The following is a 21,742-nucleotide window of genomic DNA, read 5'->3' as shown; positions in this document are numbered from 1 at the left end:
ATAAAATTCATATCAACCTTAAATATCGCCCTGTTCGAATATTTACTAAATTTCTCATATATTAAGGCCATCATTTACATTCGTAAGTAAAAGAAGCTAAAAGTGCCTATCACAATCAAAAGAAATAATGCAGCCAATTTAGTTATTTTCGTATCTGATAAGGTGATTTTTAGCATGCTCCAGCCCTGAAAACGTTTTGCGAAAATGCTATTTAGAATAAGAGTTGAAACATGTAACAAAACCAAAGCTAAAAACAAGTTTGCAAAAAATTCATGTAAGTCTTTCAAAGAAAAATTAACATGCTCAGTCGCATACCCTAGTCCTACCACAATGGGAATCACGAGAAAAATAAGTACAATTGAAACTTGAAAAAGTGCAACACTGATTGAATGAATTGAATTTTTAGAAAAAATATTCTTTAAATTTGCATGACTCAAAGATTTTTTAATCGCATTTATTGCTATGTTACTTCGCTTTTTAATACCAAACGGTGTGGTACTTGAAATACGTGGGCTTACAAAATGCCAGATCACTCGCGCGGTAATACTAATCAGAAGTATGTAACCAAACATCATGTGGACTTGGTGTAGATCTTCATTATCTCCTGTAAAATAAGCACCAATAAAGCCAAGCATAATAATTATATGTAAAATGCGTATTAGAATATCAATGTGTGACCATGTTTTTGACATCACAGAAGCTCAAAAGTGAAAAGTTAACTATAACTTTTACAATTGAAACTTAAACAAATATTAATCAAATTTCTTTCATCACTCACATAAAAAAAAGAGCACCCATGCAGGTACTCTCTATTTCAAAAAATTTAGCTTAATTAAAATCTACTATCGCGTAGTTGAACTAAAGTTGAATTAGCTTTCGCCAAGCTATCTACCACTTTATTCATTACAGCTGGAATCAAACTATCTGCCATTTGTGCCGCTTGCAAACCCAACTTTTCACCTAAGGTCGCTTTTCTACGAGTGTTAATCACATAGACATCATGCTGTGCTAATAAAGCTAATAGATACTCATCAGATGTTTGTAATTTATCAACAAGGTTAAGATTAAGCGCATCTTCACCATACCAATGTTCACCTGTAGCGACTTTATCAACATTAAGCTGTGGTCGATACTTTTCTACAAAGTGCTTAAATAACACATGAGTCTGTTGAAGCTCTTCTTCAAACTTTGCTTTACCTTCTGGGGTATTTTCGCCAAACATAGTCACAGTACGCTTATATTGCCCTGCTGTATAAAGCTCAAAATCAACATTATGTTCTTTTAAAAGGCGATTAAAATTTGGAACTTGAGCAACAACACCAATTGAACCCACAATAGCAAATGGAGCAGTAATAATTTCATTTGCGATACATGCCATCATATAGCCGCCACTCGCTGCTACTTTGTCTACACAGATAGTCAGATGGAACCCTGCATCGCGTAAGCGCACCAATTGAGCTGCTGCTAGACCATAACCATGTACCATGCCGCCGGGGCTTTCAAGGCGAACTACAACGCGGTCACGCCCTGCTTTAGCAGTTGCTAAAATGAGAGTAATTTCTTCTCGTATGTTTTCAACTGCTGAAGCTTGAATATCACCTTTAAAATCCAACACAAAGATTTTCTGATTATTTTTACGGCGGATTTTAGCTTCTTTAGCAAGTTGTTGAGCCAATTGTAAAAGTTCTAAACGGCTTGCAGTAGTTTGTGCAATTTTTTTTCTCTGTTCATTTACACGTGCATTTAAATGACTAACACGTATTTCTGCAGGGAGTTTAGGCAAATGGAATAACATAAAATTCTAAGCTCATAAGTTATCTTTTATAGCCTTAAGATGTGGTCCTTTTGATTAAAATTCAATAGCGATTTTGCAAAATAGAGTCATTTTCATTTATAAAATAAAAAAAAAGAGCACATGGCTCTTTTTCTTATATCAATTACTAATTAACCGAAGCGTCCAGTAATATAGGCTTCCGTCAACTGATGGTCAGGTTGAGTAAAGACTTTTTCAGTTGAGTTGACTTCGATCAAATCACCTAAATGGAAATAGGCAGTACGATCTGAAACACGTGCTGCTTGTTGCATAGAGTGAGTCACAATTACAATTGTATATTGATTCGACAATTCAGAAATCAATTCTTCAATTTTTGCTGTAGCAATTGGGTCAAGCGCAGAACATGGCTCATCCATTAAAATGACTTCTGGACTTACTGCAATCGTACGTGCAATACATAAACGTTGCTGCTGACCACCTGACAAACCAGTACCCGGTTGATTCAAACGATCTTTCACTTCGTCCCATAAACCCGCTTTACGCAAACTATTTTCAACAATTTCTTCAAGATCATATTTATCACGTGCTAGACCATGAAGTTTAGGACCATAAGCTACGTTATCAAAAATAGTTTTAGGGAATGGATTTGGCTTCTGGAACACCATACCTACCTGAGCACGCAATAATACGACATCAAGGTTTGGGTCATAAATATTGTGGTTATCAAGTGTAATCTTACCTGTTACACGACAACCATCAATGGTGTCATTCATACGGTTTATCGTACGAAGAAAGGTAGATTTACCACAACCTGACGGTCCAATAAAAGCAATAACTTCGTTTTGGTAAATATCGAGGTCAATACCCTTAATCGCTTCAAAATCACCATAATAAACATGGGCATCTTGTGCACTAATTTTGATTTCGGTTGAGTTCTGCTTTTTTGAAGTATGTGGTTCAAAATGCGAAACATACGAAGTGCCATGATTTTGCGATTTATCTGTAAATTGAGATTGTTCAGTGTTCACTAACTTATCCTTTTCTAAGGAATTCGTAATATCAATAGTATTCATGATTTATCCTCTATTACCAACGCACTTCGAACTTTTTACGTAACCAAATTGCAAGACTGTTTAAACCAATCATTAATGCAAGGAGTACGATAATCGCAGCGGCAGTACGGCCTTCGAAGAAGTTACGCAACTCATTACCTTGCCATAAGTAAACTTGGACAGGTAACGCTGTTGCTTGATCAAATGGGGTTGTTGGAATACTTGCAACGAATGCACTCATTCCGATTAAAAGTAAAGGTGCTGTTTCACCAAGTGCGTGAGCAACGCCAATAATTGCGCCGGTCATAATGCCTGGCAAAGCTAATGGTAAAACGTGGTGGAAAATGGTCTGAAATTTAGAAGCTCCCAAACCAAGTGCAGCTTGTCGAATAGAAGGTGGTACTGCTTTTAATGAAGCACGAGTAGTAATAATGACTGTTGGTAATGTCATTAAACTGAGAACTAAACCACCCACTAACGGAGCAGATAAAGGCAAATGCATCCAGCCAATAAAAATTGCTGCACCGAGTAAACCAAACACAATTGAAGGAACAGCAGCAAGGTTATTGATGTTGACTTCAATAATGTCTGTAATAAAATTCTTTGGAGCAAATTCTTCAAGATAGATTGCGCTGGCAACGCCAATTGGAATTGCAATAATGATCACAATCAGCATCATGAATAATGACCCCATGAATGCACCTGCAAGACCACTAATTGCTGGTGAACTACGCGAGTCTGGATTCTTAAACAAGTTCAAATTGAACGTATTTTCAAGAACACCTTTTGCTTTTAGCTCATCTGCAAGTTTACGCACTTCCGGATCAAGCTGTTGCTGATCATCTGGTAATGAACGATCAATATTACCTTTTAACCAGACATCGACATTGGCATCGCCCAAGAAATTAAGATTTTCTTTCTTACCAATGAGTGATGGGTTCGCAAAAACCATATCACGTAAACGATAAGCCTCTGAACTTGCATAAAGACTACTTAAGTAATCACGCTGGCTAGCAAGTGCAGGGTCTTTGGCAATCATTCCATTTACAATAATGCCATCCCAATCGACCATACCCATTTTGGTTTGCCAGTCGATATAACGCTCTTGATAATGTGCAGGTGTTTCCCCCTGCCCACGAACAGGCACCGGACCTGCATCAATCACTTTCGGATCAAAGTAAATTGGAACATTCATACTCGTTTGCCAAAAAGCAGGTAAACCTTTTGCCAAAATACTGCTAAACAATAGTGCAACGAATGCAAGTCCAATTACGACTGCCGAGAACCCAGCATAACGAAAAGCTTTTTCTTTACGATGACGTTTAGCCAAAGATTTTTCGATGACTTGTTTACGTCGTTCACTTAATTCAGCAGCAACTTTTGGATCAAATACGTTCTGATCCATAGGAGACGATGTATTTGATGTACTCATTCGTATTGCTCACGGTATTTACGCACAATGTACAGTGCAACAATGTTTAAACATAAGGTAATCACAAAGAGTGTTAGACCTAACGCGAATGCAACCAAAGCTTGTGGGCTGGCAAAGTCAGTATCACCTGTTAACTGTTTTACGATCGTAACGGTCACTGTCGAAACAGCTTCAAATGGATTTGCATGTAAAAGTGGACTATTCCCTGCGGCCAAAACCACGATCATGGTTTCCCCTACGGCACGAGAGACAGCTAATAAAAAGGCGCCCGTAATACCTGGTAACGCAGCGGGTAAAACGACTTGACGAATTGTTTCAGACTTAGTTGCTCCAAGTCCTAAAGAACCGTCACGTAATGCACGAGGTACTTGGGTAATAATGTCGTCTGATAAAGAAGAAACAAACGGGATAATCATAATCCCCATCACGAAACCAGCAGTTAAAGCACTGGTCGCGTTAATTTCAAGACCCACATAAGCACCAGCTGTCTTGAAAAATGGTCCAATAACCATCATGGCAAAAACACCATAAACAATTGTTGGAATACCCGCTAAAACTTCAATTGTTGGTTTTGCCCATGAACGTAACCATGGCGAAGCATATTCAGCTAAATAAATAGCAATCATGAGTCCTACAGGTACAGCAACCAATAAGGCGATGCCGCTGACCATGAGTGTGCCCCAAAGTAATGGCAGTAAACCATAACTACCTTCAACATTACCTGAAGTACTAAAGCCTGGGTTCCACTCTGTCCCAAAGAAGAAATCAAGTGGGCTTACAAAACGGAAGAAGTGCATTGCTTCGCCAAACATCGACATCACAATACCGATGGTTGTTAAAATCGCAACGCCAGAACATAAAATCAAAGCAACATTAATGGCACGTTCAACTTGGTTACGCGCACGATATTGTTGATTAATTTTTTTCTTTGCCCAAACTAACCCCAATAAAGCTGCACAAACGACAACAGCGAATTTGGCAAAAGAGCCAATGGTTTGAAATTTTGCGAACTGTTGAGCAGCCGCTAATTCATAGGCTGCCGGTTTGTCACTTACCCCAAAACCTGAAGCAATGGCTTGAACACGGTCAACTAATACACTTCTGCCAGCCTCATCAAGTGAAGCACTTATAGACGCAGGAATATTATTAAAAATAATATGGTTTAAAATACTTGGTTCAACCAAGCTCCAAATGATCAGAATTAAAAAAGCAGGGATACCGCACCAAAGTCCAACCAGTGCACCATAATAACCAGGACGAGAATGTAACGTCGCCGAGTTGCTTCCCTTACCTGCTAGGCTACGGCTCTTTCTTAGCCCAAGTTGATATGCGATTGCCACAAGGGCCAACAACACACCGATAAGTAGCAGATTCATGTACTCTCCACTGTTTTCTCAATTGTCATAATTTGGAAAAAACAAGTTAGACAAAAAGGCTGATGAACTCTCAAGATCACCAGCCCTCATTCAAACTAACTTATTTAACAGTTTTACCTGCTTTAAAGTCAGCCAAAACTTTTGCACGTTCAGCATCAGACATTGCGATTAAGCCATCACGCTCAGCTTTAGAACCTTTACCTGTTGCTTTCTTGCTTACGAAATATTCTACATATTGCGGTAAGCCTTTAACTGATTTTAAATGTTCGCCTTTCACGTAGAAGAACAATGGACGAGATACAGGGTATGTACCGTTCAATACAGTTTTCTCAGAAGGAACAACATTGTTTACTGTCGCTACACGTAACTTGTCACGGTTCATATCATAGAAACTTAAACCAAACACACCTACTGCACTTGGAGAAGTCTTTAAGCGAGCCAATGTTTCTGTGTAGTCACCAGCAATTTCAATTACACGACCATCTTTACGGAAAGTAGAACATGCTTTCTTCTGAGCATCTTTATCTAGATTCTTGAAGTATTCATAAGATTCGCAACCAGCATCAACCATTTTCTCTTGGAAAACTTCACGAGTACCGTGGTTAGATGCAGGAATTACAAGTGTAATTGGCTCATTTGGAAGAGATTTATCAATCTGGTTCCAGTTTGTATATGGGTTTGGAACCAATTTACCTTTTGAAGGTAACTGTGCAGCTAAAGCAGCAAACACATGGTAAGGTTTTAATTTATAAGCTGCTTTGTGTGAGTTAGACGCAAATACGATACCGTCGTAACCAATTTTGATTTCTTGAATTTGTTTTACACCAGCTTTGTTACAAGCTTCAATTTCAGTGCTTTTAATTTTACGAGAAGCGTTTGCAACGTCGATTGTGTTATCGCCAACGCCTTGACAGAATTGTTTTAAACCAGCAGAAGAACCGCCAGAACCAACTACAGGAGTTTTAAATTGAGGAAAAGTATTACCAAACTCTTCAGCTACAACGCTGGCAAATGGTAATACAGTTGAAGAACCAGCAATTTGAATCGTATCACGAGCTGCATTTGCAGTCGTTGTTACAGCTGCCCCAGTTACTGCTAACGCAATTGCGATTTGACGTGGATTTAAGCGCATTCTGTTCTCTCTCATTAATGCAATAGGTTGTACGTCACTTTTTGTTGAGTGCTTGTACGCTCTTCGATAGCTGCATTGTGAATAGAAAATATGACAATTAAGTTACAGTATGATGACGCTTTAATGATTTCGATATTGTTAATTGTCACATTATTATTTTTTATCTATTATCAAATATTTAATTCAATCCTAGTGGGTATTTTACCTTGTATATTAGTCTGTATTATTACACTCGTTAAAAATATAAGATTTTTGTATTTATAAAATATAAAAAACAAAGATGTTATAAATGTATTAAAAAACGATAATTTAGTTATCTTTAGTTTAATGATTAAAATATTTTTTGATTAAGGACGTTTTTATTAAAATATTTCTAAAAATAATAATTTCTTTGTAACATGAAAATAATATGACAAAAGATAAAGGGTTACCTACTCTAAGTCAGGTAACCGCAATATCATTGTCAATTTAAACGATCAACTCGATTGTACTTCTGGCATCGCAACCATTTTTTTACGATATTTTAAGAAATACGTAAGCGCTAAAACAGCCAACCAAATTGGACCTAAAATAACAGCAAGTCTCATATCTGGCGTCATTGCCATAATAATAAGAATAAAGCATACAAAGCTAATGGTTAAATAATTACTCCATGGGCTAAGAATGCTTTGGAATTTGGTTTGACGTTTTTGCAATTTCATTGCTTTAGTGAATTTCAAATGAGTCACTGAAATCATGAGCCAGTTAATGACAAGTGCAGCCACAACAAGCATCATAAAGAGCTGAAAAGCTTGACCTGGAATCAGATAGTTCACAACCACACATATTGCTGTGATTGATGCAGATACTACTGCTGCTGGAACTGGAATGCCTCGACTGTTTACTTTCTTCAAGATAGCTGGGGCATTACCCTGCTCTGCTAAACCATGCAACATGCGGCTATTACAATAAATACAACTGTTATAAACTGAAATGGCAGCAATCAAGACCACAAAGTTTAAAACGTTCGCAACACCATTACTATTTAATGACTGGAAAATCATTACAAATGGGCTACCGCCTTCTGCAACCATATTCCAAGGGTAAAGGCACAGTAAGATCCCAATCGCACCGATATAGAAAATTAAAATACGGTAAACAATCTGGTTGACTGCTTTTGGAATAGTCGTTTCAGGTTTTTTAGTTTCAGCCGCAGCAATACCAATTAATTCTAAGCCACCAAATGCAAACATAATGACAGCCAAAGCCATGACAAAACCGTGAATTCCGTGCGGAAAGAAACCACCGTGTTGCCATAAATTTGCAATACCTGCTTGCGGACCAGCAGAACCTGTAAATAAGAGATAGGTACCAAAACCAATCATGCTTAAAATTGCAACAATCTTAATGCAGGAAAATAAGAATTCGGATTCCCCAAAAAAGCGGACATTTACCAAGTTAATGCCGTTAATTAAAATAAAGAAAAATAAGGCAGTCAGCCAAGTGGGAATTTCAGGCCACCAAAACTGAATGAAGGTTCCAATTGCACTGAGTTCAGCCATGCTTACCAGTACATACAACACCCAGTAGTTCCAGCCAGACATAAAACCAGCCATTTTGCCCCAGTACTTATTGGCAAAATAACTGAATGAACCGCTTACTGGTTCTTCAACAACCATTTCACCTAAATGACGCATAATTAAGAAAGCGATAATTCCAGCAATTGCATATCCCAATAAAATTGAAGGACCTGCCAGTTTAATCGTTTGAGAAAGACCTAAGAATAACCCTGTTCCGATCGCCCCTCCGAGTGCGATGAGTTGAATATGCCGATTGGATAAGCCTTGTTTTAACTCGTGCTTATTGTTTGCATCCATAACATTATCTCCAATGTTGGTGTCACTTCCTGTACACCTTTATTCAGCACCATATCCGAAGGCCAGAAACCGACCTTCGGACATAAGTTTGCTTTAATATGAGTCCATTTAATTTTTGAGAAGACTTGTCCTGTCTTCTATTTAAAACGAGCTTGCATCCTTACATTTAATAGGCTGGGAACGCTCCTTTAAAATTTCGTAACCGCGATCACCGTAATCAAAACGAGCAATCACAGAAGCAAATTTTTTCAAACTCACCGGCGCATCCATTGCTGGTAGTTTTAATTCAATAAACGTTAATTGATCATTCTGATGAACATTGTCTAAAACACTCTTTAGCTGTCCAGCAGTTTCAACCACATAGGTGGTATGGCCTTTTTTACCGTTAAATACGGCTGGAATTTCAGTATATTTCCAGTTTTGTACATCGTTATAGGCAGCGTTTTCGCCCATGATTAATCGCTCAATGGTGTAACCGCCATTGTTCAGCAAGAAAATAATGGGTTTTAAACCGTGACGAATAATTGTAGAGAGCTCTTGTACCGTAAGCTGGAATGAGCCATCGCCAATAAATAGAATTTGACGGCGTTCAGGAGCAGCTAGCAAACTACCAAGTAAAGCCGGTAAGGTATAACCGATTGAACCCCAAAGTGGCTGAGCAATATATTTAGCTGTAGCAGGAAGTTTTAAACCAGATAAAGCTGAGTTTGAAGTTCCAACCTCTCCAATAATCACATCGTCTTCTTTTAAAAAACCTGCAATATAGTTCCAAAGTACATCTTGGCTTAGCTTTTGTTGTGCTGGGGCTTCAAAGGCTTTTTGAGGTTGTTTTTCAAGAACAGGTTTAGTTGCTTTACGCGGTGCAACTTTTTTATTTAACTCAACAAGTAATTGTCCAATCTCAATGCCTGGAAAATCCTGACCAAAAATATTCAGACCATAAGATTTAATTTCAATATAGTTCTTAGTTGCAATTTGATGAGTAAATACAGCTGAACCTACGTCTGTAAAACGTGCGCCAATACCAATTAGGCAGTCAGATTGTTCAATGATATTTTTAACATGTGGCTGGCTTGCCCCACCCACATAAGTACCGATGTAACGCGGTGAACCCTCATCCATAATATTTTTTGCAGTATTCATACCAGCAAATGGAATTGAGCATTTTTGAGATAAATCATTTAAAAGTGAAGTTACACCAAAAACTGAAGCTTCATTATCAATAAGAAGTGCTGGGCTTTGCGCATTCGCAATAATGTCACAGAGTTTGCTCACCACAGTTTGCAATAATTCAGGTTCAACAGCTGGATAACTTAGGTTGAGCGGACGCTCAGACACTTCAATTTTAACGTGAGTAATATCTCCAGGTAATTGAATGTGTACAGGGCGGCGATCAAGAAAACACTGACGTAATACACGGTCAATTTCAAAGGCTGCATTTGCCGGAGTTAAACGTGTTTGAGCAACTGTGAACTCTTTCATGCAGTTCATAATATTGTCGTAGTTACCATCAACCAACGTATGGTGGATCAAAGTACCTTTTTGAACTGCATGTAAAGGAGGAATACCAGAAATATGAATAAGAGGCACATTTTCTGCATAGGCACCAGCAATGCCATTAATGGCACTTAAGTCACCTACCCCATATGTGGTTGCCAAGGCAGAAAAACCGTTAATTCGTGCATAACCATCTGCTGCATAGGCAGCATTTAATTCATTACAATTTCCAATAAATTCGAGTTCTGGATCTGCTTCAACTTGTTCGAGATATGAGAGGTTAAAATCACCAGGTACACCAAAGAGATGCTGGATACCCATTTGTTTTAGACGAAGATTTAAAAAGTCACCGATTTCTATGAACATTGCTCTATATCCTTTGAGACCAATTTTTATTCCATAGAAAAATAATATTTCATCTACCTTTTAGATTTCGTGCATAATGAAAACGCATTTTAATAAAAATACATGATTTGTGTATCATAAAAGGATTTTATGCAATGGATAAGTTCGACTGGCAAATCATTCAGGCATTACAAAAGAATGGACGGCTCACCAATCAGGAAGTTGGAGATTTAATTGGTTTATCTGCTTCCCAATGTTCTAGAAGAAGACAGCTACTTGAGCAAAAAGGCATAATTTTAGGTTACACCGCCCGCATCCAGCAACAAGCGCTAGGACTGGAAGTCACAGCGATGATTCACATTAATTTAAGAACACACGAGGCAAAATCTCAGCAGGCTTTTCAAGAATTAATTGAAGCTGAAGATAACATTCAAGATGCATTTTCAATTAGTGGCGATGCTGATTTTATTTTAAAAGTAGTTGCAGAGAATTTAGAACAGCTTTCTCAATTTGTGACTGAAAGATTGCTTTCTTATAATTTTATTGGCCACATAAAGTCTTACATTGTTCTTAAAAAAATCAAAGAACAGAATCATTTTTTGATCAAACCTAAAAGTCACGGCTACCATCACACGACTTAAGCAAGTTAGGCTTTTAATAAAATAATTTAGAATAAAAAGGCGGATCTATCATCCGCCTTAAAATTAATATTTAGACTTTACTAATATGTAGTGTTTGCCCAATCGTGTTTTCAAGCAAGCCTTCCAAACCAAACTCAGCACCTAAGCCTGACATTTTCCAGCCACCAAAAGGTGCATGAGGGAGAACCTCGGCATGTGTATTGACCCAAACAGTACCGCATTGAAGCTGAGTAGCGTAAACCTGAGCAGCTTTAATGTCAGAAGACCAAATGGATCCACCTAAACCAAATTCACTATCATTGGCGCGAGCAATTGCATCGTTGATATCTGTATATTTTAAGATAGGTAACACTGGACCAAATTGCTCTTCTTGGACCACACGGCAAGATTCAGAAACTTCAGTCAAAATAGTAGGCGCAATAAAGTAGCCCTGCTCTGGTAATTGCTGTTGACCAGAAAGTGCTTTTGCACCTTGTTCAATTGCTTCTGCAATAAGAGCTTTCACCTTATTATATTGCATTTGGTTTTGTACTGGACCAAATGTTGTAGAAGGCTCCATTCCATCGCCAACAATCTGAGCATTGGCAATGTCAGCTAATTTTTGGGATAAAGCATCGTATTGACTTTCATGTACATATAAACGTTTTAACGCAGCACACGTTTGACCCGCATTTAAAAATGCAGTATTGAAAATCTTAGCTGCAATTTCATCTATATTTGCATCAGGTAATACAATACCCGCATCATTACCACCCAGCTCTAAAGTTAAATGTTTTAGTTGTTGAGCTGCACCCGTCATGATGTGCTGCCCAGTTCTTGTTGAACCCGTAAACACAACTTTTTGTACATCAGGATGGGAAGATAGTGCTTCACCAATCTCGCCAGCACCCACCACAATTGAAATAACACCAGCCGGAACTTCTTGCTGAATGATTTCACATAAACGCAAAGTTGATAGTGGTGTGTATTCAGAAGGTTTGCTAATGACAACGTTACCAGCGCGTAATGCAGGCATGATATGCCAGACCGCAATCATGAGTGGCCAGTTCCAAGGGGTAATTGAAGCCACTACACCTAATGGTTGACGATGACGTTCAATACGCTTGGCTTCACTGTCTTCGATAATTTCAACAGGTAAATCCATAGCAGCTGCATAACGAGTCCAGCCAATTGCGCCCTGCACTTCCATTTGCGCGAGTGCCAATGGCTTACCCTGTTCAAGCACAACCAGCTCTGCGAGCATTTCTGCATGCTTCTCAATACCGTCAGCTATCTTGCTTAAAATTGATTTACGTTCATCGTGTGACGCCATTTGCCATGCTTTAGATGCCTGTTTAGCCGCACTCACTGCTTGATTCACTTGCTCAACCGATGCTTTTGCACAATGGGCAGCCGTTAAGCCAGTAGCAGGGTTAATAATTTCTAGTTCACCTTGTTCACCTGAACAAAGTTGACCGCCAATAATGAGTTTAAATTCATTGAGCATATTCGCTTGTTGCATTTCTTCTTCCTTGTCTTAATTGTAATTACAGCCACTTACTTTATTTTCAGTTAAAGCAGGATTATTTAAAGTAAGTACGATATAGATATATCAATGCGACCAAAAATATCGGGAACATACCAATACAATAAGAAATTTGCTCCCCATAAATCATGCATAATTATTTTTGTTTTTTAAAAATATGCATGGTTTGTGCATATATAACTCTTTTGATACACGCTTTTAATAAAAATAATATGTAATAAAAAAGCCCGGCAATAAACCGGGCTTTTTTTGTTATCAACTCAATTAGTCGATTGGTGGTACATAGTTACCAGAAGCAATCGCATCTTTAATGCGGTCAGCTTCAGCCAATACTTGACCTAAAAGGTTTTTAACGTTTTCGAATGTTACAACAGGGCTTAATGTTGTCATTTTCAATGACTGTACATTACCAACTTTTGTTACACCGATATTTGCTTCACCACGAGCAAACAATTCATCTGCTACGTTTTGGTTTAAGCTATCGATCAACTCAGCTGGATAGCCTTGTGGTACAACACGGAACAATACCGAAGCAAACTGTGGTTCAACTAAAAGCTCTAAGCCTGTCGTTGCCTTGATGTAATCTGCAACTTCACGAGTAAGTTTTACACCATGATCAATCATTGAACCATATAGGTCTTCACCAAGTGATTCGATTGTCATCCACAATTTCAATGCATCAAAACGACGAGTCGTTTGTAATGACTTAGAAACAAGGTTTGGTACACCATGTTCTTCGTCATAAGCAGAGTTCAAATATTCAGCTTCGTAGTGCATAAAGCGATAGTTCGCTTCGTCTTTTAACAAGAATGCGCCACAGCTAATGCTTTGGAAATAGTGCTTATGGAAGTCGAGGGTAATCGAGTCAGACAACTCAATACCATCAAGCATTGCACGATAGTCTGTTGACAGAATTAATGCACCACCCCATGCCGCATCGATATGCATCCATGAACCATATTTATTGGTAATTTCACGGATTTTCTTCAATGGATCAATTGCACCAGCATCGGTAGTACCAGCTGTCGCAACGACACAAGCAACTACTTTGCCTTCTGATTGCAAATGCGCCATCGTTTTTTCGAGAGCATCTACATCCATCTGTGCATTTTCATTCACAGGAACAGTAACAACTGACTGGAAGCCCATGCCCATCATTGCCATGTTCTTTTGCACAGAGAAATGCGCATTTTCAGAACAAATGACTTTGACGTTTTTCATTGCTTCAGCTGGAATACCATCGCGCTGTACAGACCACGGATTACCGTTTTCGTCTTTCCAGTTTTTCGAAATGCACCAGTCACGCGCAAGCAATACACCCATTAAGTTAGATTGAGTACCGCCAGAAGTGAAAACACCCGCCTGACCAGAACCATAACCTACTTTTTGGCGTAACCAATCAATGAGCTGAACTTCCATTAATGAACCGGCTGGGCTTTGATCCCATGAGTCCATAGACTGGTTAGTTGCATTGATCAATACTTCCGCAATCTGGCTCATTACCATCGTTGGACAATGTAAATGTGCTAATGAGTGCGGATGATGTACTTTTAAGCTTTTATTTAAGAAAAGCTCAATCATACGTTGAAGTGATTCTTGTACACCCATACCTTCTTTTGAAGGCTGGAAAGAAATCGCTGAACGCAATTCTTTAATGCTACCGCCTGTGTACATCTTTTCATTTTGCAACCATGCTGAAACGGCTTTTACCGCTTCGCCCATTGCTGACTCATAGTCAGCAATGGATTGTGCATCATTGCAGAGTAACGCTTTACGATGTTCTGCAAAATCCACCATATTTATGCGCCTCGTACTGCAACCAATGCTTCTGCAATTGCTTTCTTAAAGCGAGCAATTACTTCAACACACTCTTCTTGAGTGATGATAAGCGGACAAAGTAAACGAATTACAGTGCCGTTACGACCGCCTTTTTCAAGCAATAATTTATTGTTGAAGCAAGCAGTTTGAATTGCAGCAGCTAATTGTGAATCCGCAGGAAGCGAACCAATACGATCAGCTTGCTTACGCTCGTCAACAATCTCAACACCGATCATTAAACCGCTACCACGTACGTTACCGATACATGGGAATTCTTGAGCTAATTTTTTAAATTCAGCTTGTAGATAATCGCCACGTTCTTGCGCATTTTGAGCAAGATTTTGTTCAGTAATCGTTTTTAATACAACAAGACCTGTACCCATAGCAAGTTGGTTACCACGGAAAGTACCGGTGTGACCTGCAGGTTGCCAAGCATCAAATTTACGTTTAATACCTAATACTGCAAGTGGTAAACCACCACCTACGGCTTTAGACATGACAACAACATCAGGTTCAATACCTGCATGTTCAAATGCAAACATTTTGCCTGAACGTGCAAAGCCAGCTTGAACTTCGTCTAAGATTAAAACGATGTTGTGCTTTTCAGTCACTTCACGGATTTTTTGCAACCATTTTACTGGAGCTGTAACTACGCCGCCTTCACCTTGAATCGCTTCAAGAATAACAGCAGCCGGTTTTGTTACACCGCTTTCAACATCTTCGATAAAGTTTTCAAAGAAGTAAGTTAAAGCGTCAACACCAGCTTCACCACCCAAACCAAGTGGGCAGCGATATTCATGCGGATATGGCATGAATTGTACGCCTGGCATTAAACCGTTAACTGCATTTTTTGCACTTAAGTTACCAGTCATAGCAAGTGCACCATGGGTCATACCATGGTAACCGCCAGAGAAACTGATCACTGAACTACGGCCAGTGTAAGTCTTAGCAAGTTTAATTGCTGCTTCAGTTGCGTCTGCACCAGCAGGACCACAGAACTGCAAGCAATATTCTTCTTTACCACCAGGTAAATATGCTAACAATGCTTCAGTGAATGCATCTTTTAAAGGTGTGGTTAAGTCTAAAGTATGCAATGGCAAACCACTTGCCAACGTATCTTGAATACTTTGAATCACCGCAGGATGATTATGACCTAAAGCCAATGTACCTGCCCCAGCTAAACAATCAAGGTACTCTGTACCTTCAACATCAGTAACCCAGCATCCTTGTGCTTTCGCTATCGCTAACGGTAATTTACGTGGATAGCTACGAACATTTGATTCCATTTGACTTTGGCGAGTCAAATAATATTCGTTAGTAGCATTAGTGGCAGGGTTAACGGAAGTAACGCTCATATCGGATTACCATCTCTGATAGGGGTAGAAAGAAATAAGTCTGGTGACTTTTGGTCCTTTGACTCGGTGCTTTATAGAACTAGTAAAGACACTTATTTTATATCTTGTAACTAGGAGCGCGATGATACCTAATTTTACAAGAAAAAAAACGTCTTTTATGTACTTTACTCATCTAATCTTATTGAAAAAATGTATCATCCCAATAGTTAAGATGAATTATCATCATACTATGTGACAACCTAAAGAAAATATTCTTTTTTTATATTACTTTGATTTTTTAAGTTACATTGACACACTTTAATTTTAAGTATTTATTTTTAAAAGAATTTATATTTACCAAAATTTAAAAAAACTGATCTAAATATTACAAATACGCCACAAAATCTGCAAAAGTTATGCATAACTTATGTTTAACATTTCTTAATGAAAAAAATTAAATTTATATTAATTTTTAAAGGAAAAAATTATGCGTACTTTAGCTGTTTCAACCCTTCTTTTAGGTTCTCTCCTTAGCCCTTTGGTTTTCGCTCAGGATGATAATGCTTTGAACTATAATATTGTGAATGTACAAGCTGAAGCTTCTCGTCAAGTTTCTAATGATGAAATGCACGCAACTTTATATATTGAAAAAAGTAACAAGCAACCAGCTGAACTTTCAAATCAGATTAATCAATTGATGAATCAGGCACTTGCTGTTTCTCGTAAATATCCGCAAGTAAAAGTGGAAACTGGCGCTCAAAGCACTTACCCAATTTACGATAACGACAGTAATAAGCTAAAAGAATGGCGTGGCCGCGCTGAAATTCGTCTTGAAAGTAAAGACTTTAAAGCTGCAAGCCAGTTAGTCAATGAATTGCAACAAAGCTTCCAAACTCAATCAATTAATTTTACAGTTTCAGATGAGCAACGTAAAAAAGTTGAAAATGATTTGATGGTCGAAGCGTCTAAAAACTTTCAACAACGTGCTCAAATGTTGACTCAAGCCTGGAATAAAAGCCAATACACGCTCGTTAACTTAAACTTAAATACTAGCAACTATTTCCCTCAGCCTGTAATGCGTGCCAGCATGGCTAAGTTTGCTGCTGCTGAGGCGGCTCCAGCTCAGGACATGGCAGCTGGTGAGTCTAAAATTACTGTGAATGCAAACGGTTCAATTCAATTTAAATAAATTACCTTTTCTGGCCCAAGCACCTGACTGCTTGGGCTTTTTATTAACTAACTTCCCCATCCAAATACTCTGCAAACGCTTTAGCCAAATAATCAAAAAGCGCTCTGATTTTTGGAATTTGTCTAAAGTCTTCATGAATGACCAACCATAGATCATATCGATGAATCTCTAGGTCTGGAAGCAGTTGAACAAGCTCTGGGCATTGATTTGCTATAGGGCACTGAATAAAACCTACTCCCAAAGCAGCTTTAACTGCTGAGAACTGAGCAGGATGACTATCGGTGCGTATTTTGAATTGTTCATTTTTTATTTCAGGTAGAAAAACCCTCATCATTTCTCTTTCAAGAAGATTACGGTCGGGTCCTATCAGATCATGCTGACTTAAATCTGCTAGACAGATGGGGGAACCTTTACGCTGTATATAATCTCGATGTGCATATAGACCCAATGGCACCTCACCAACCTTTTTTGCTACAAGCGCTTCCTGAACAGGAGGATACATCCTGATTGCCAGATCAACTTCTTGCTCTAGTAAGTTGGCAGAAGCATTGTTTAAAGATATTTCGATATTAACTTCCGGGTAAAGTGAACGGAATTTTGAGAGCATTTGAGGCAGAACAAGCGTGCCTAGGAACTCCGATACACTCACTCGTACACTGCCTGCAATTAGATTTAGAGGGGCACTTGCTGTACGCATAAAATGGTCAGAAGCACGTTGCATAGCCCGAACTGGCAGTTCAAGAGCTAGAGCATGCTCTGTCGGTTTCAAGCCATGAACAGAACGGCTAAACAAAACAGTTCCCAACTGATTTTCAAGCTGTTCTATACGTGTTCGAACAGTAGGTTGGGTAACGCATAATTTACGAGCGGCTGCCGAGAAACTCCCCTCTTCTAAAACCACTAAAAAGAATTTCTGATCATCCCAAGAAGTCTGTTTGTTCATCAAAATTCTTTCATCTGCTCAATTAATTTAGTCAATTTTATTATAGGTCTGCTTTTTTTATGATGTGAATATTGTTTATGCATGTGATTAATCATCATAGAAATTAAGGAGACATACTATGAATAAGCCACTTTTACTGGTCTTTCATTCCGCTTTAAATCAGTCCAAGGTTAATCGTGCTTTGGTTGAAGCATTAAAGCGTCGAAATCAAATCGATATTGTCGATATTCAAGAGTTATATAACGGATCTCTAGATATAATGAAAGACGGCGCAATTGAAGCCCAACGTCTAATCTCTGCTTCACACATCATTTTCCAGTTCCCTATCTATTGGTATTCAGTTCCTCCTATTTTCAAAACTTGGATGGATGCGGTTTTAACGCGGATGTTTTATCTTTTTTATGAGCAGGAAGGTCAGAATATTGAAGGTAAATCACTTTACCTACATGTTACGGTTGGCAATTTGAATTCGGCATATCAAAAACAAGGACAAAATGGCTTCACCCTAGATGAGCTGATGGCACCTTTGAAAGCTACTGCATGCCGATGCGGATTAATCTGGCACACACCTCATGTTGTTTTTAATGCAAATCAATTAGATGAAAATGATATTGAAAAAGAAATTTCATTATCTTTAAAGCAGTTTGAACAATGGGGTATATTCAATAATGCTCCTCTTACTTCTTCATGCTAGTGTTAACCATAAAAAAACGCACTCCTGAAAAATCAGTAGTGCGTTTCGAGGTTAAAGTAATATCTTATTTTTTAAATGGTAAGGCATATTTCAAGATACGACCAACAACCTGACCAAACTGTTTAGTCAAACTTGCGTTGTTATAGTTCAGGCCATATTTTTTACATACAGCTTCAACTTTTGGAGCCATTTGGCGATAACGGCGCGCAGGAACATCAGGATATAAATGATGCTCGATCTGATGGCTTAAATGTCCGCTCAAAATATGTAATGCTTCTGAACCTTTTAAGTTTGACGAACCACGAATCTGGCGCATGTACCAGTGACCACGGCTTTCATCCTGTAAAACAGACTTTGGAAATACTTCTGCATCTTTAGTAAAGTGACCACAGAAAATAATCGTAAACGTCCAGATATTACGAAGACCATTCGCAACCAGATTTCCAGTAAATACAGGTAATGCTGCCGGCCCTGCAATTAATGGGAAAAAAACGTAATCTTTGAAAAGCTGGGTACCAATCTTTTTATTAACAGGTTTTAATTCTTCCACGAATTTAGCCATGCTCTTACGCTTATAAAGAACGCGACCAATTTCAAGGTTCTGAATAGCTACGCCCCATTGGAACAATAAGCAAAATGGAATGCTATAAACTGGTTGAAACAAGAAACCTGGTTTCCAGCGTTGCTCTGGGAATAAGCGAAGTAAACCATAACCAATGTCATCATCGATACCTTTAATGTTGGTATATGTGTGATGTTTATAGTTATGAGTTTGACGCCAGTTATCAGAAGTACCGACGGTATCCCATTCGTAAGTTTGACCATTGAATTTAGGATCGTTCATCCAGTCGTATTGGCCATGCATAACGTTATGGCCAAGTTCCATGTTTTCCATAATTTTAGAAAAGCCTAATAGACCTGTTCCTAAAATCCATGCTGGGGGGAACCAACCTGCAAACAAACATGCTCGGCCTAAAAAGCCACTGTAGCGAACTGCTGCATAGACACGGCGGATATATTTAGCGTCTTTCTCACCCAAATCATCCAATACTTCTTGTTTGATCTGATCAAGCTCTTTTGCAAATGCGTCAAGTTCTGCTGGCGTCAAATCACGATTTTTAGGATTTTTAAAATATTCGACTTTCACTGGCATATTCATAAAAGTTCTCTCTTAAAGATCAATAACTAGATCAGATTGTGCTGAGTTCACACAAATTTTGAGTAATTGGCTTGGTTCGGTATTTTCACTACCATTGAGTAAATTACGTGTAGAACCTTGAGCTTTACTACAAACGCACTTATTACAAATTCCCATACGGCAGCCGTGTGTTGGCTTGAGGCCTTCATGTTCCAGACTCACCAAAATTGATTCGCCTTTTGGAATTGCAATAACCTTATTAGACTGGGTTAATGTGACATTTACATAACCAACTTCAGCCGTACTATCACGCGTTAAGCTAAAAGCTTCTGTTAAGACAGTCGGTGCTTTTTCAAAAAGCTGTTCCACTGTTGAAACGAAACCAGAAGGTCCACACGCATATATAGTGCTATTTTCCAAATCGTCTACTAATGCTAAATGCTCTGCATTTAAACGTTCATCATTTGGTGTTTCTTGTGTATAGAAAACCTGATAACTAAAATTTGGGAATTGCTGAGCAACTTTTTCAAAGTATTCAATAAAAGCTGCATCTGAGCGTTGTTTTACCCAATATAAAAGCTGTACTTGAACTTTATCTAACTGCTGACTTTGTTTAATTGCAGTGATTAAGCTCAACATTGGGGTAATACCACTACCCGCAGCCAGCATAATTAATTTTGGTGTTTTGATATTTTGTTGCATATCGCCATAAGGCTGACCAAGCTCAAAAACATCACCAATTTGGCTTTCAGTCATAAACCAGTTACTGACGATACCATCGGCTACTTTTTTAATCGTTAAACGTAAATGTTGTTCGTCAATTTGCGTCAAGCTATAAGTACGTTCATAACGACGACCAGCAATTTCAACAATGACAGGATGATGCTGACCAGCAACCCCTATTTTCACTAAACGGTTACATTTTAGTGTAAGACTTACCATGTCATGAGCGACAAATTCTTTTTTTACAATTTGAACAAGCCCATGTTTTACAGACCATAAAGGATTAACTTTTTGTAGCCAGAAGTTAGCCATTTCTTTATCAAAAATGGTTTGTGTCAATGAATTGAATAGAGAATTTCTCTTTTCGATTGCTTGCATAGCTGGAGGCTCTGTCGCTCTTTTTTAATTATTATACACATGTATATATATTTGTATATACACCCGTACTTTTAATTACAATTTCACAAGTTCAGCTTCTAAGGCTATAATCCTAAGAGTTTACAAATATATTGAACAGCATGACCCAATCTTCACTTTCTCAGAACCTGAATGACACACCTCTACAACAAGATGTCATTGAAATTAAAACAGCTACGCGTTCTGTGGGAAGAAAAGCGACAATTACTAAAGAAGAACTTTTTCAGGCTGCTCTGAATCTGATTGGCCCACAAAAAAGTATTGCTTCATTAAGTTTACGTGAAGTAGCACGAGAAGCTGGTATTGCGCCAAATAGTTTCTATAGACACTTTAAAGATATTGATGAGTTAGCAATTTCTTTAATTGACCGTGCAGGTATTGTTTTACGTAAAATTATCCGTCAGGCTCGCCTACGTGCGTCCTTACAAGAAAGTATTATTCGCAGTTCTGTTGATATTTTTCTTCAGCAGCTCGATGCCGATGAAGGTAATTTAAGTTTATTACTACGTGAAGGCTTTACAGGTTCTACCTCTTATAAAGCTGCGGTTGATCGTCAATTAAACTTTTTCCAGCAAGAGTTGCAAGAAGATTTAATTCGTCTAGAGCACTTAAACAACAATCACCTATATCACCCTGAACTGGTTGCAAAAGCAATTACACAACTTGTGTTTCATATGGGCGCCAAAGTGATTGATCTTCCAATTCATCAACGTGCGGAAGTGGCTGAGCAAACGATGATTATGATTCGAATGATTTTAGAGGGTGCTCGGCATTTGGATAAAGCAGAAATTCGTTAAAATGATCTAATGAATGGCTTGTTAATGAACAGGCCATTTTTACATCTAACTCCTCTATT

General features: G+C 38.4%; 18 protein-coding genes. 4 read left to right on the top strand and 14 right to left on the bottom strand.

Annotated features, from left to right (window positions below):
- Positions 1–74: 74 nt before the first annotated feature.
- The 8 genes from FY048_RS01265 to FY048_RS01230 all read right to left on the bottom strand — a co-directional run bounded on the left by FY048_RS01265 (position 75) and on the right by FY048_RS01230 (position 10,485).
- On the bottom strand, positions 75–692 hold the full coding sequence (locus FY048_RS01265; protein WP_446089841.1) for a cytochrome b/b6 domain-containing protein: 618 nt from the start codon (positions 690–692) through the stop codon (positions 75–77).
- A 140-nt stretch (positions 693–832) separates the two neighbouring features.
- Entirely contained in the window at positions 833–1,795 is a 963-nt protein-coding gene (sohB, locus tag FY048_RS01260) for a protease SohB (protein WP_348949064.1), read from the bottom strand.
- A 149-nt stretch (positions 1,796–1,944) separates the two neighbouring features.
- Entirely contained in the window at positions 1,945–2,847 is a 903-nt protein-coding gene (pstB, locus tag FY048_RS01255) for a phosphate ABC transporter ATP-binding protein PstB (RefSeq protein ID WP_003650451.1), read from the bottom strand.
- Positions 2,848–2,860: 13 nt separating this feature from the next.
- A complete protein-coding gene (gene pstA / locus FY048_RS01250; protein WP_198079634.1) occupies positions 2,861–4,258 on the bottom strand; it encodes a phosphate ABC transporter permease PstA in 1,398 nt (465 codons plus the stop codon).
- Entirely contained in the window at positions 4,255–5,634 is a 1,380-nt protein-coding gene (gene pstC, locus FY048_RS01245) for a phosphate ABC transporter permease subunit PstC (protein ID WP_003650448.1), read from the bottom strand. The genes pstA and pstC overlap by 4 nt, the downstream gene beginning before the upstream one ends.
- Positions 5,635–5,734: 100 nt before the next feature.
- Positions 5,735–6,766 carry a substrate-binding domain-containing protein gene (locus tag FY048_RS01240; RefSeq protein ID WP_004790863.1) on the bottom strand — a complete coding sequence of 344 codons (1,032 nt, stop codon included), beginning with the start codon at positions 6,764–6,766 and terminating at the stop codon, positions 5,735–5,737.
- Positions 6,767–7,242: 476 nt separating this feature from the next.
- Positions 7,243–8,622, bottom strand: a complete 1,380-nt coding sequence (locus FY048_RS01235) for an amino acid permease (RefSeq protein ID WP_004643586.1) — start codon at positions 8,620–8,622, stop codon at positions 7,243–7,245.
- Between the two features lie 141 nt (positions 8,623–8,763).
- The gene (locus FY048_RS01230; protein WP_446089840.1) at positions 8,764–10,485 is read right to left on the bottom strand and encodes an alpha-keto acid decarboxylase family protein; all 1,722 of its coding nucleotides are present in this window, start codon (positions 10,483–10,485) and stop codon (positions 8,764–8,766) included.
- A gap of 134 nt (positions 10,486–10,619) precedes the next feature.
- On the opposite strand from FY048_RS01230, the gene FY048_RS01225 reads away from it, so the two are divergent.
- Positions 10,620–11,105: an Lrp/AsnC family transcriptional regulator gene (locus FY048_RS01225; RefSeq protein WP_017387914.1), complete on the top strand. Its 486-nt coding sequence runs from the start codon at positions 10,620–10,622 to the stop codon at positions 11,103–11,105.
- A gap of 70 nt (positions 11,106–11,175) precedes the next feature.
- On the opposite strand, the gene FY048_RS01220 is transcribed toward FY048_RS01225, so the two are convergent.
- The 3 genes from FY048_RS01220 to FY048_RS01210 all read right to left on the bottom strand — a co-directional run bounded on the left by FY048_RS01220 (position 11,176) and on the right by FY048_RS01210 (position 15,803).
- Positions 11,176–12,606, bottom strand: coding sequence for an aldehyde dehydrogenase family protein (locus FY048_RS01220; protein WP_446089839.1), 1,431 nt, complete (start codon positions 12,604–12,606; stop codon positions 11,176–11,178).
- A gap of 288 nt (positions 12,607–12,894) precedes the next feature.
- Positions 12,895–14,427, bottom strand: coding sequence for a pyridoxal phosphate-dependent decarboxylase family protein (locus FY048_RS01215; RefSeq protein ID WP_045125811.1), 1,533 nt, complete (start codon positions 14,425–14,427; stop codon positions 12,895–12,897).
- Positions 14,428–14,429: 2 nt separating this feature from the next.
- Positions 14,430–15,803, bottom strand: coding sequence for a diaminobutyrate--2-oxoglutarate transaminase (locus tag FY048_RS01210; protein ID WP_446089838.1), 1,374 nt, complete (start codon positions 15,801–15,803; stop codon positions 14,430–14,432).
- A gap of 466 nt (positions 15,804–16,269) precedes the next feature.
- On the opposite strand from FY048_RS01210, the gene FY048_RS01205 reads away from it, so the two are divergent.
- The gene (locus FY048_RS01205; RefSeq protein ID WP_446089837.1) at positions 16,270–16,971 is read left to right on the top strand and encodes an SIMPL domain-containing protein; all 702 of its coding nucleotides are present in this window, start codon (positions 16,270–16,272) and stop codon (positions 16,969–16,971) included.
- 43 nt (positions 16,972–17,014) lie between these two features.
- Here the strand turns inward: FY048_RS01205 and FY048_RS01200 are convergent, their stop codons facing one another.
- Positions 17,015–17,914 carry a LysR family transcriptional regulator gene (locus tag FY048_RS01200; RefSeq protein ID WP_446089836.1) on the bottom strand — a complete coding sequence of 300 codons (900 nt, stop codon included), beginning with the start codon at positions 17,912–17,914 and terminating at the stop codon, positions 17,015–17,017.
- A 118-nt stretch (positions 17,915–18,032) separates the two neighbouring features.
- On the opposite strand from FY048_RS01200, the gene FY048_RS01195 reads away from it, so the two are divergent.
- Positions 18,033–18,608: an NAD(P)H-dependent oxidoreductase gene (locus tag FY048_RS01195; RefSeq protein ID WP_446089835.1), complete on the top strand. Its 576-nt coding sequence runs from the start codon at positions 18,033–18,035 to the stop codon at positions 18,606–18,608.
- Between the two features lie 64 nt (positions 18,609–18,672).
- Here FY048_RS01195 and FY048_RS01190 read toward each other — a convergent pair whose 3' ends face one another.
- Positions 18,673–19,767, bottom strand: a complete 1,095-nt coding sequence (locus FY048_RS01190; protein WP_446089834.1) for a fatty acid desaturase family protein — start codon at positions 19,765–19,767, stop codon at positions 18,673–18,675.
- Between the two features lie 12 nt (positions 19,768–19,779).
- Positions 19,780–20,847 carry a ferredoxin reductase gene (locus FY048_RS01185; RefSeq protein WP_446089833.1) on the bottom strand — a complete coding sequence of 356 codons (1,068 nt, stop codon included), beginning with the start codon at positions 20,845–20,847 and terminating at the stop codon, positions 19,780–19,782.
- A gap of 140 nt (positions 20,848–20,987) precedes the next feature.
- Here FY048_RS01185 and fabR point away from each other — a divergent pair, with 140 nt between their 5' ends.
- A complete protein-coding gene (gene fabR, locus FY048_RS01180) occupies positions 20,988–21,683 on the top strand; it encodes an HTH-type transcriptional repressor FabR (protein ID WP_016137431.1) in 696 nt (231 codons plus the stop codon).
- Positions 21,684–21,742: the final 59 nt, after the last annotated feature.

The organism is Acinetobacter sp. 1124_18A (genome assembly GCF_052824995.1).
This window is presented reverse-complemented; position numbering and strand designations above follow the sequence as displayed.

Coding starts and splice junctions, on each gene's coding strand:
- FY048_RS01265 (WP_446089841.1), bottom strand. CDS start 692: ATGTCAAAAACATGGTCACACATTGATATTCTAATACGCATTTTACAT.
- sohB (WP_348949064.1), bottom strand. CDS start 1,795: ATGTTATTCCATTTGCCTAAACTCCCTGCAGAAATACGTGTTAGTCAT.
- pstB (WP_003650451.1), bottom strand. CDS start 2,847: ATGAATACTATTGATATTACGAATTCCTTAGAAAAGGATAAGTTAGTG.
- pstA (WP_198079634.1), bottom strand. CDS start 4,258: ATGAGTACATCAAATACATCGTCTCCTATGGATCAGAACGTATTTGAT.
- pstC (WP_003650448.1), bottom strand. CDS start 5,634: ATGAATCTGCTACTTATCGGTGTGTTGTTGGCCCTTGTGGCAATCGCA.
- FY048_RS01240 (WP_004790863.1), bottom strand. CDS start 6,766: ATGCGCTTAAATCCACGTCAAATCGCAATTGCGTTAGCAGTAACTGGG.
- FY048_RS01235 (WP_004643586.1), bottom strand. CDS start 8,622: ATGGATGCAAACAATAAGCACGAGTTAAAACAAGGCTTATCCAATCGG.
- FY048_RS01230 (WP_446089840.1), bottom strand. CDS start 10,485: ATGTTCATAGAAATCGGTGACTTTTTAAATCTTCGTCTAAAACAAATG.
- FY048_RS01225 (WP_017387914.1), top strand. CDS start 10,620: ATGGATAAGTTCGACTGGCAAATCATTCAGGCATTACAAAAGAATGGA.
- FY048_RS01220 (WP_446089839.1), bottom strand. CDS start 12,606: ATGCAACAAGCGAATATGCTCAATGAATTTAAACTCATTATTGGCGGT.
- FY048_RS01215 (WP_045125811.1), bottom strand. CDS start 14,427: ATGGTGGATTTTGCAGAACATCGTAAAGCGTTACTCTGCAATGATGCA.
- FY048_RS01210 (WP_446089838.1), bottom strand. CDS start 15,803: ATGAGCGTTACTTCCGTTAACCCTGCCACTAATGCTACTAACGAATAT.
- FY048_RS01205 (WP_446089837.1), top strand. CDS start 16,270: ATGCGTACTTTAGCTGTTTCAACCCTTCTTTTAGGTTCTCTCCTTAGC.
- FY048_RS01200 (WP_446089836.1), bottom strand. CDS start 17,914: ATGAACAAACAGACTTCTTGGGATGATCAGAAATTCTTTTTAGTGGTT.
- FY048_RS01195 (WP_446089835.1), top strand. CDS start 18,033: ATGAATAAGCCACTTTTACTGGTCTTTCATTCCGCTTTAAATCAGTCC.
- FY048_RS01190 (WP_446089834.1), bottom strand. CDS start 19,767: ATGAATATGCCAGTGAAAGTCGAATATTTTAAAAATCCTAAAAATCGT.
- FY048_RS01185 (WP_446089833.1), bottom strand. CDS start 20,847: ATGCAAGCAATCGAAAAGAGAAATTCTCTATTCAATTCATTGACACAA.
- fabR (WP_016137431.1), top strand. CDS start 20,988: ATGACCCAATCTTCACTTTCTCAGAACCTGAATGACACACCTCTACAA.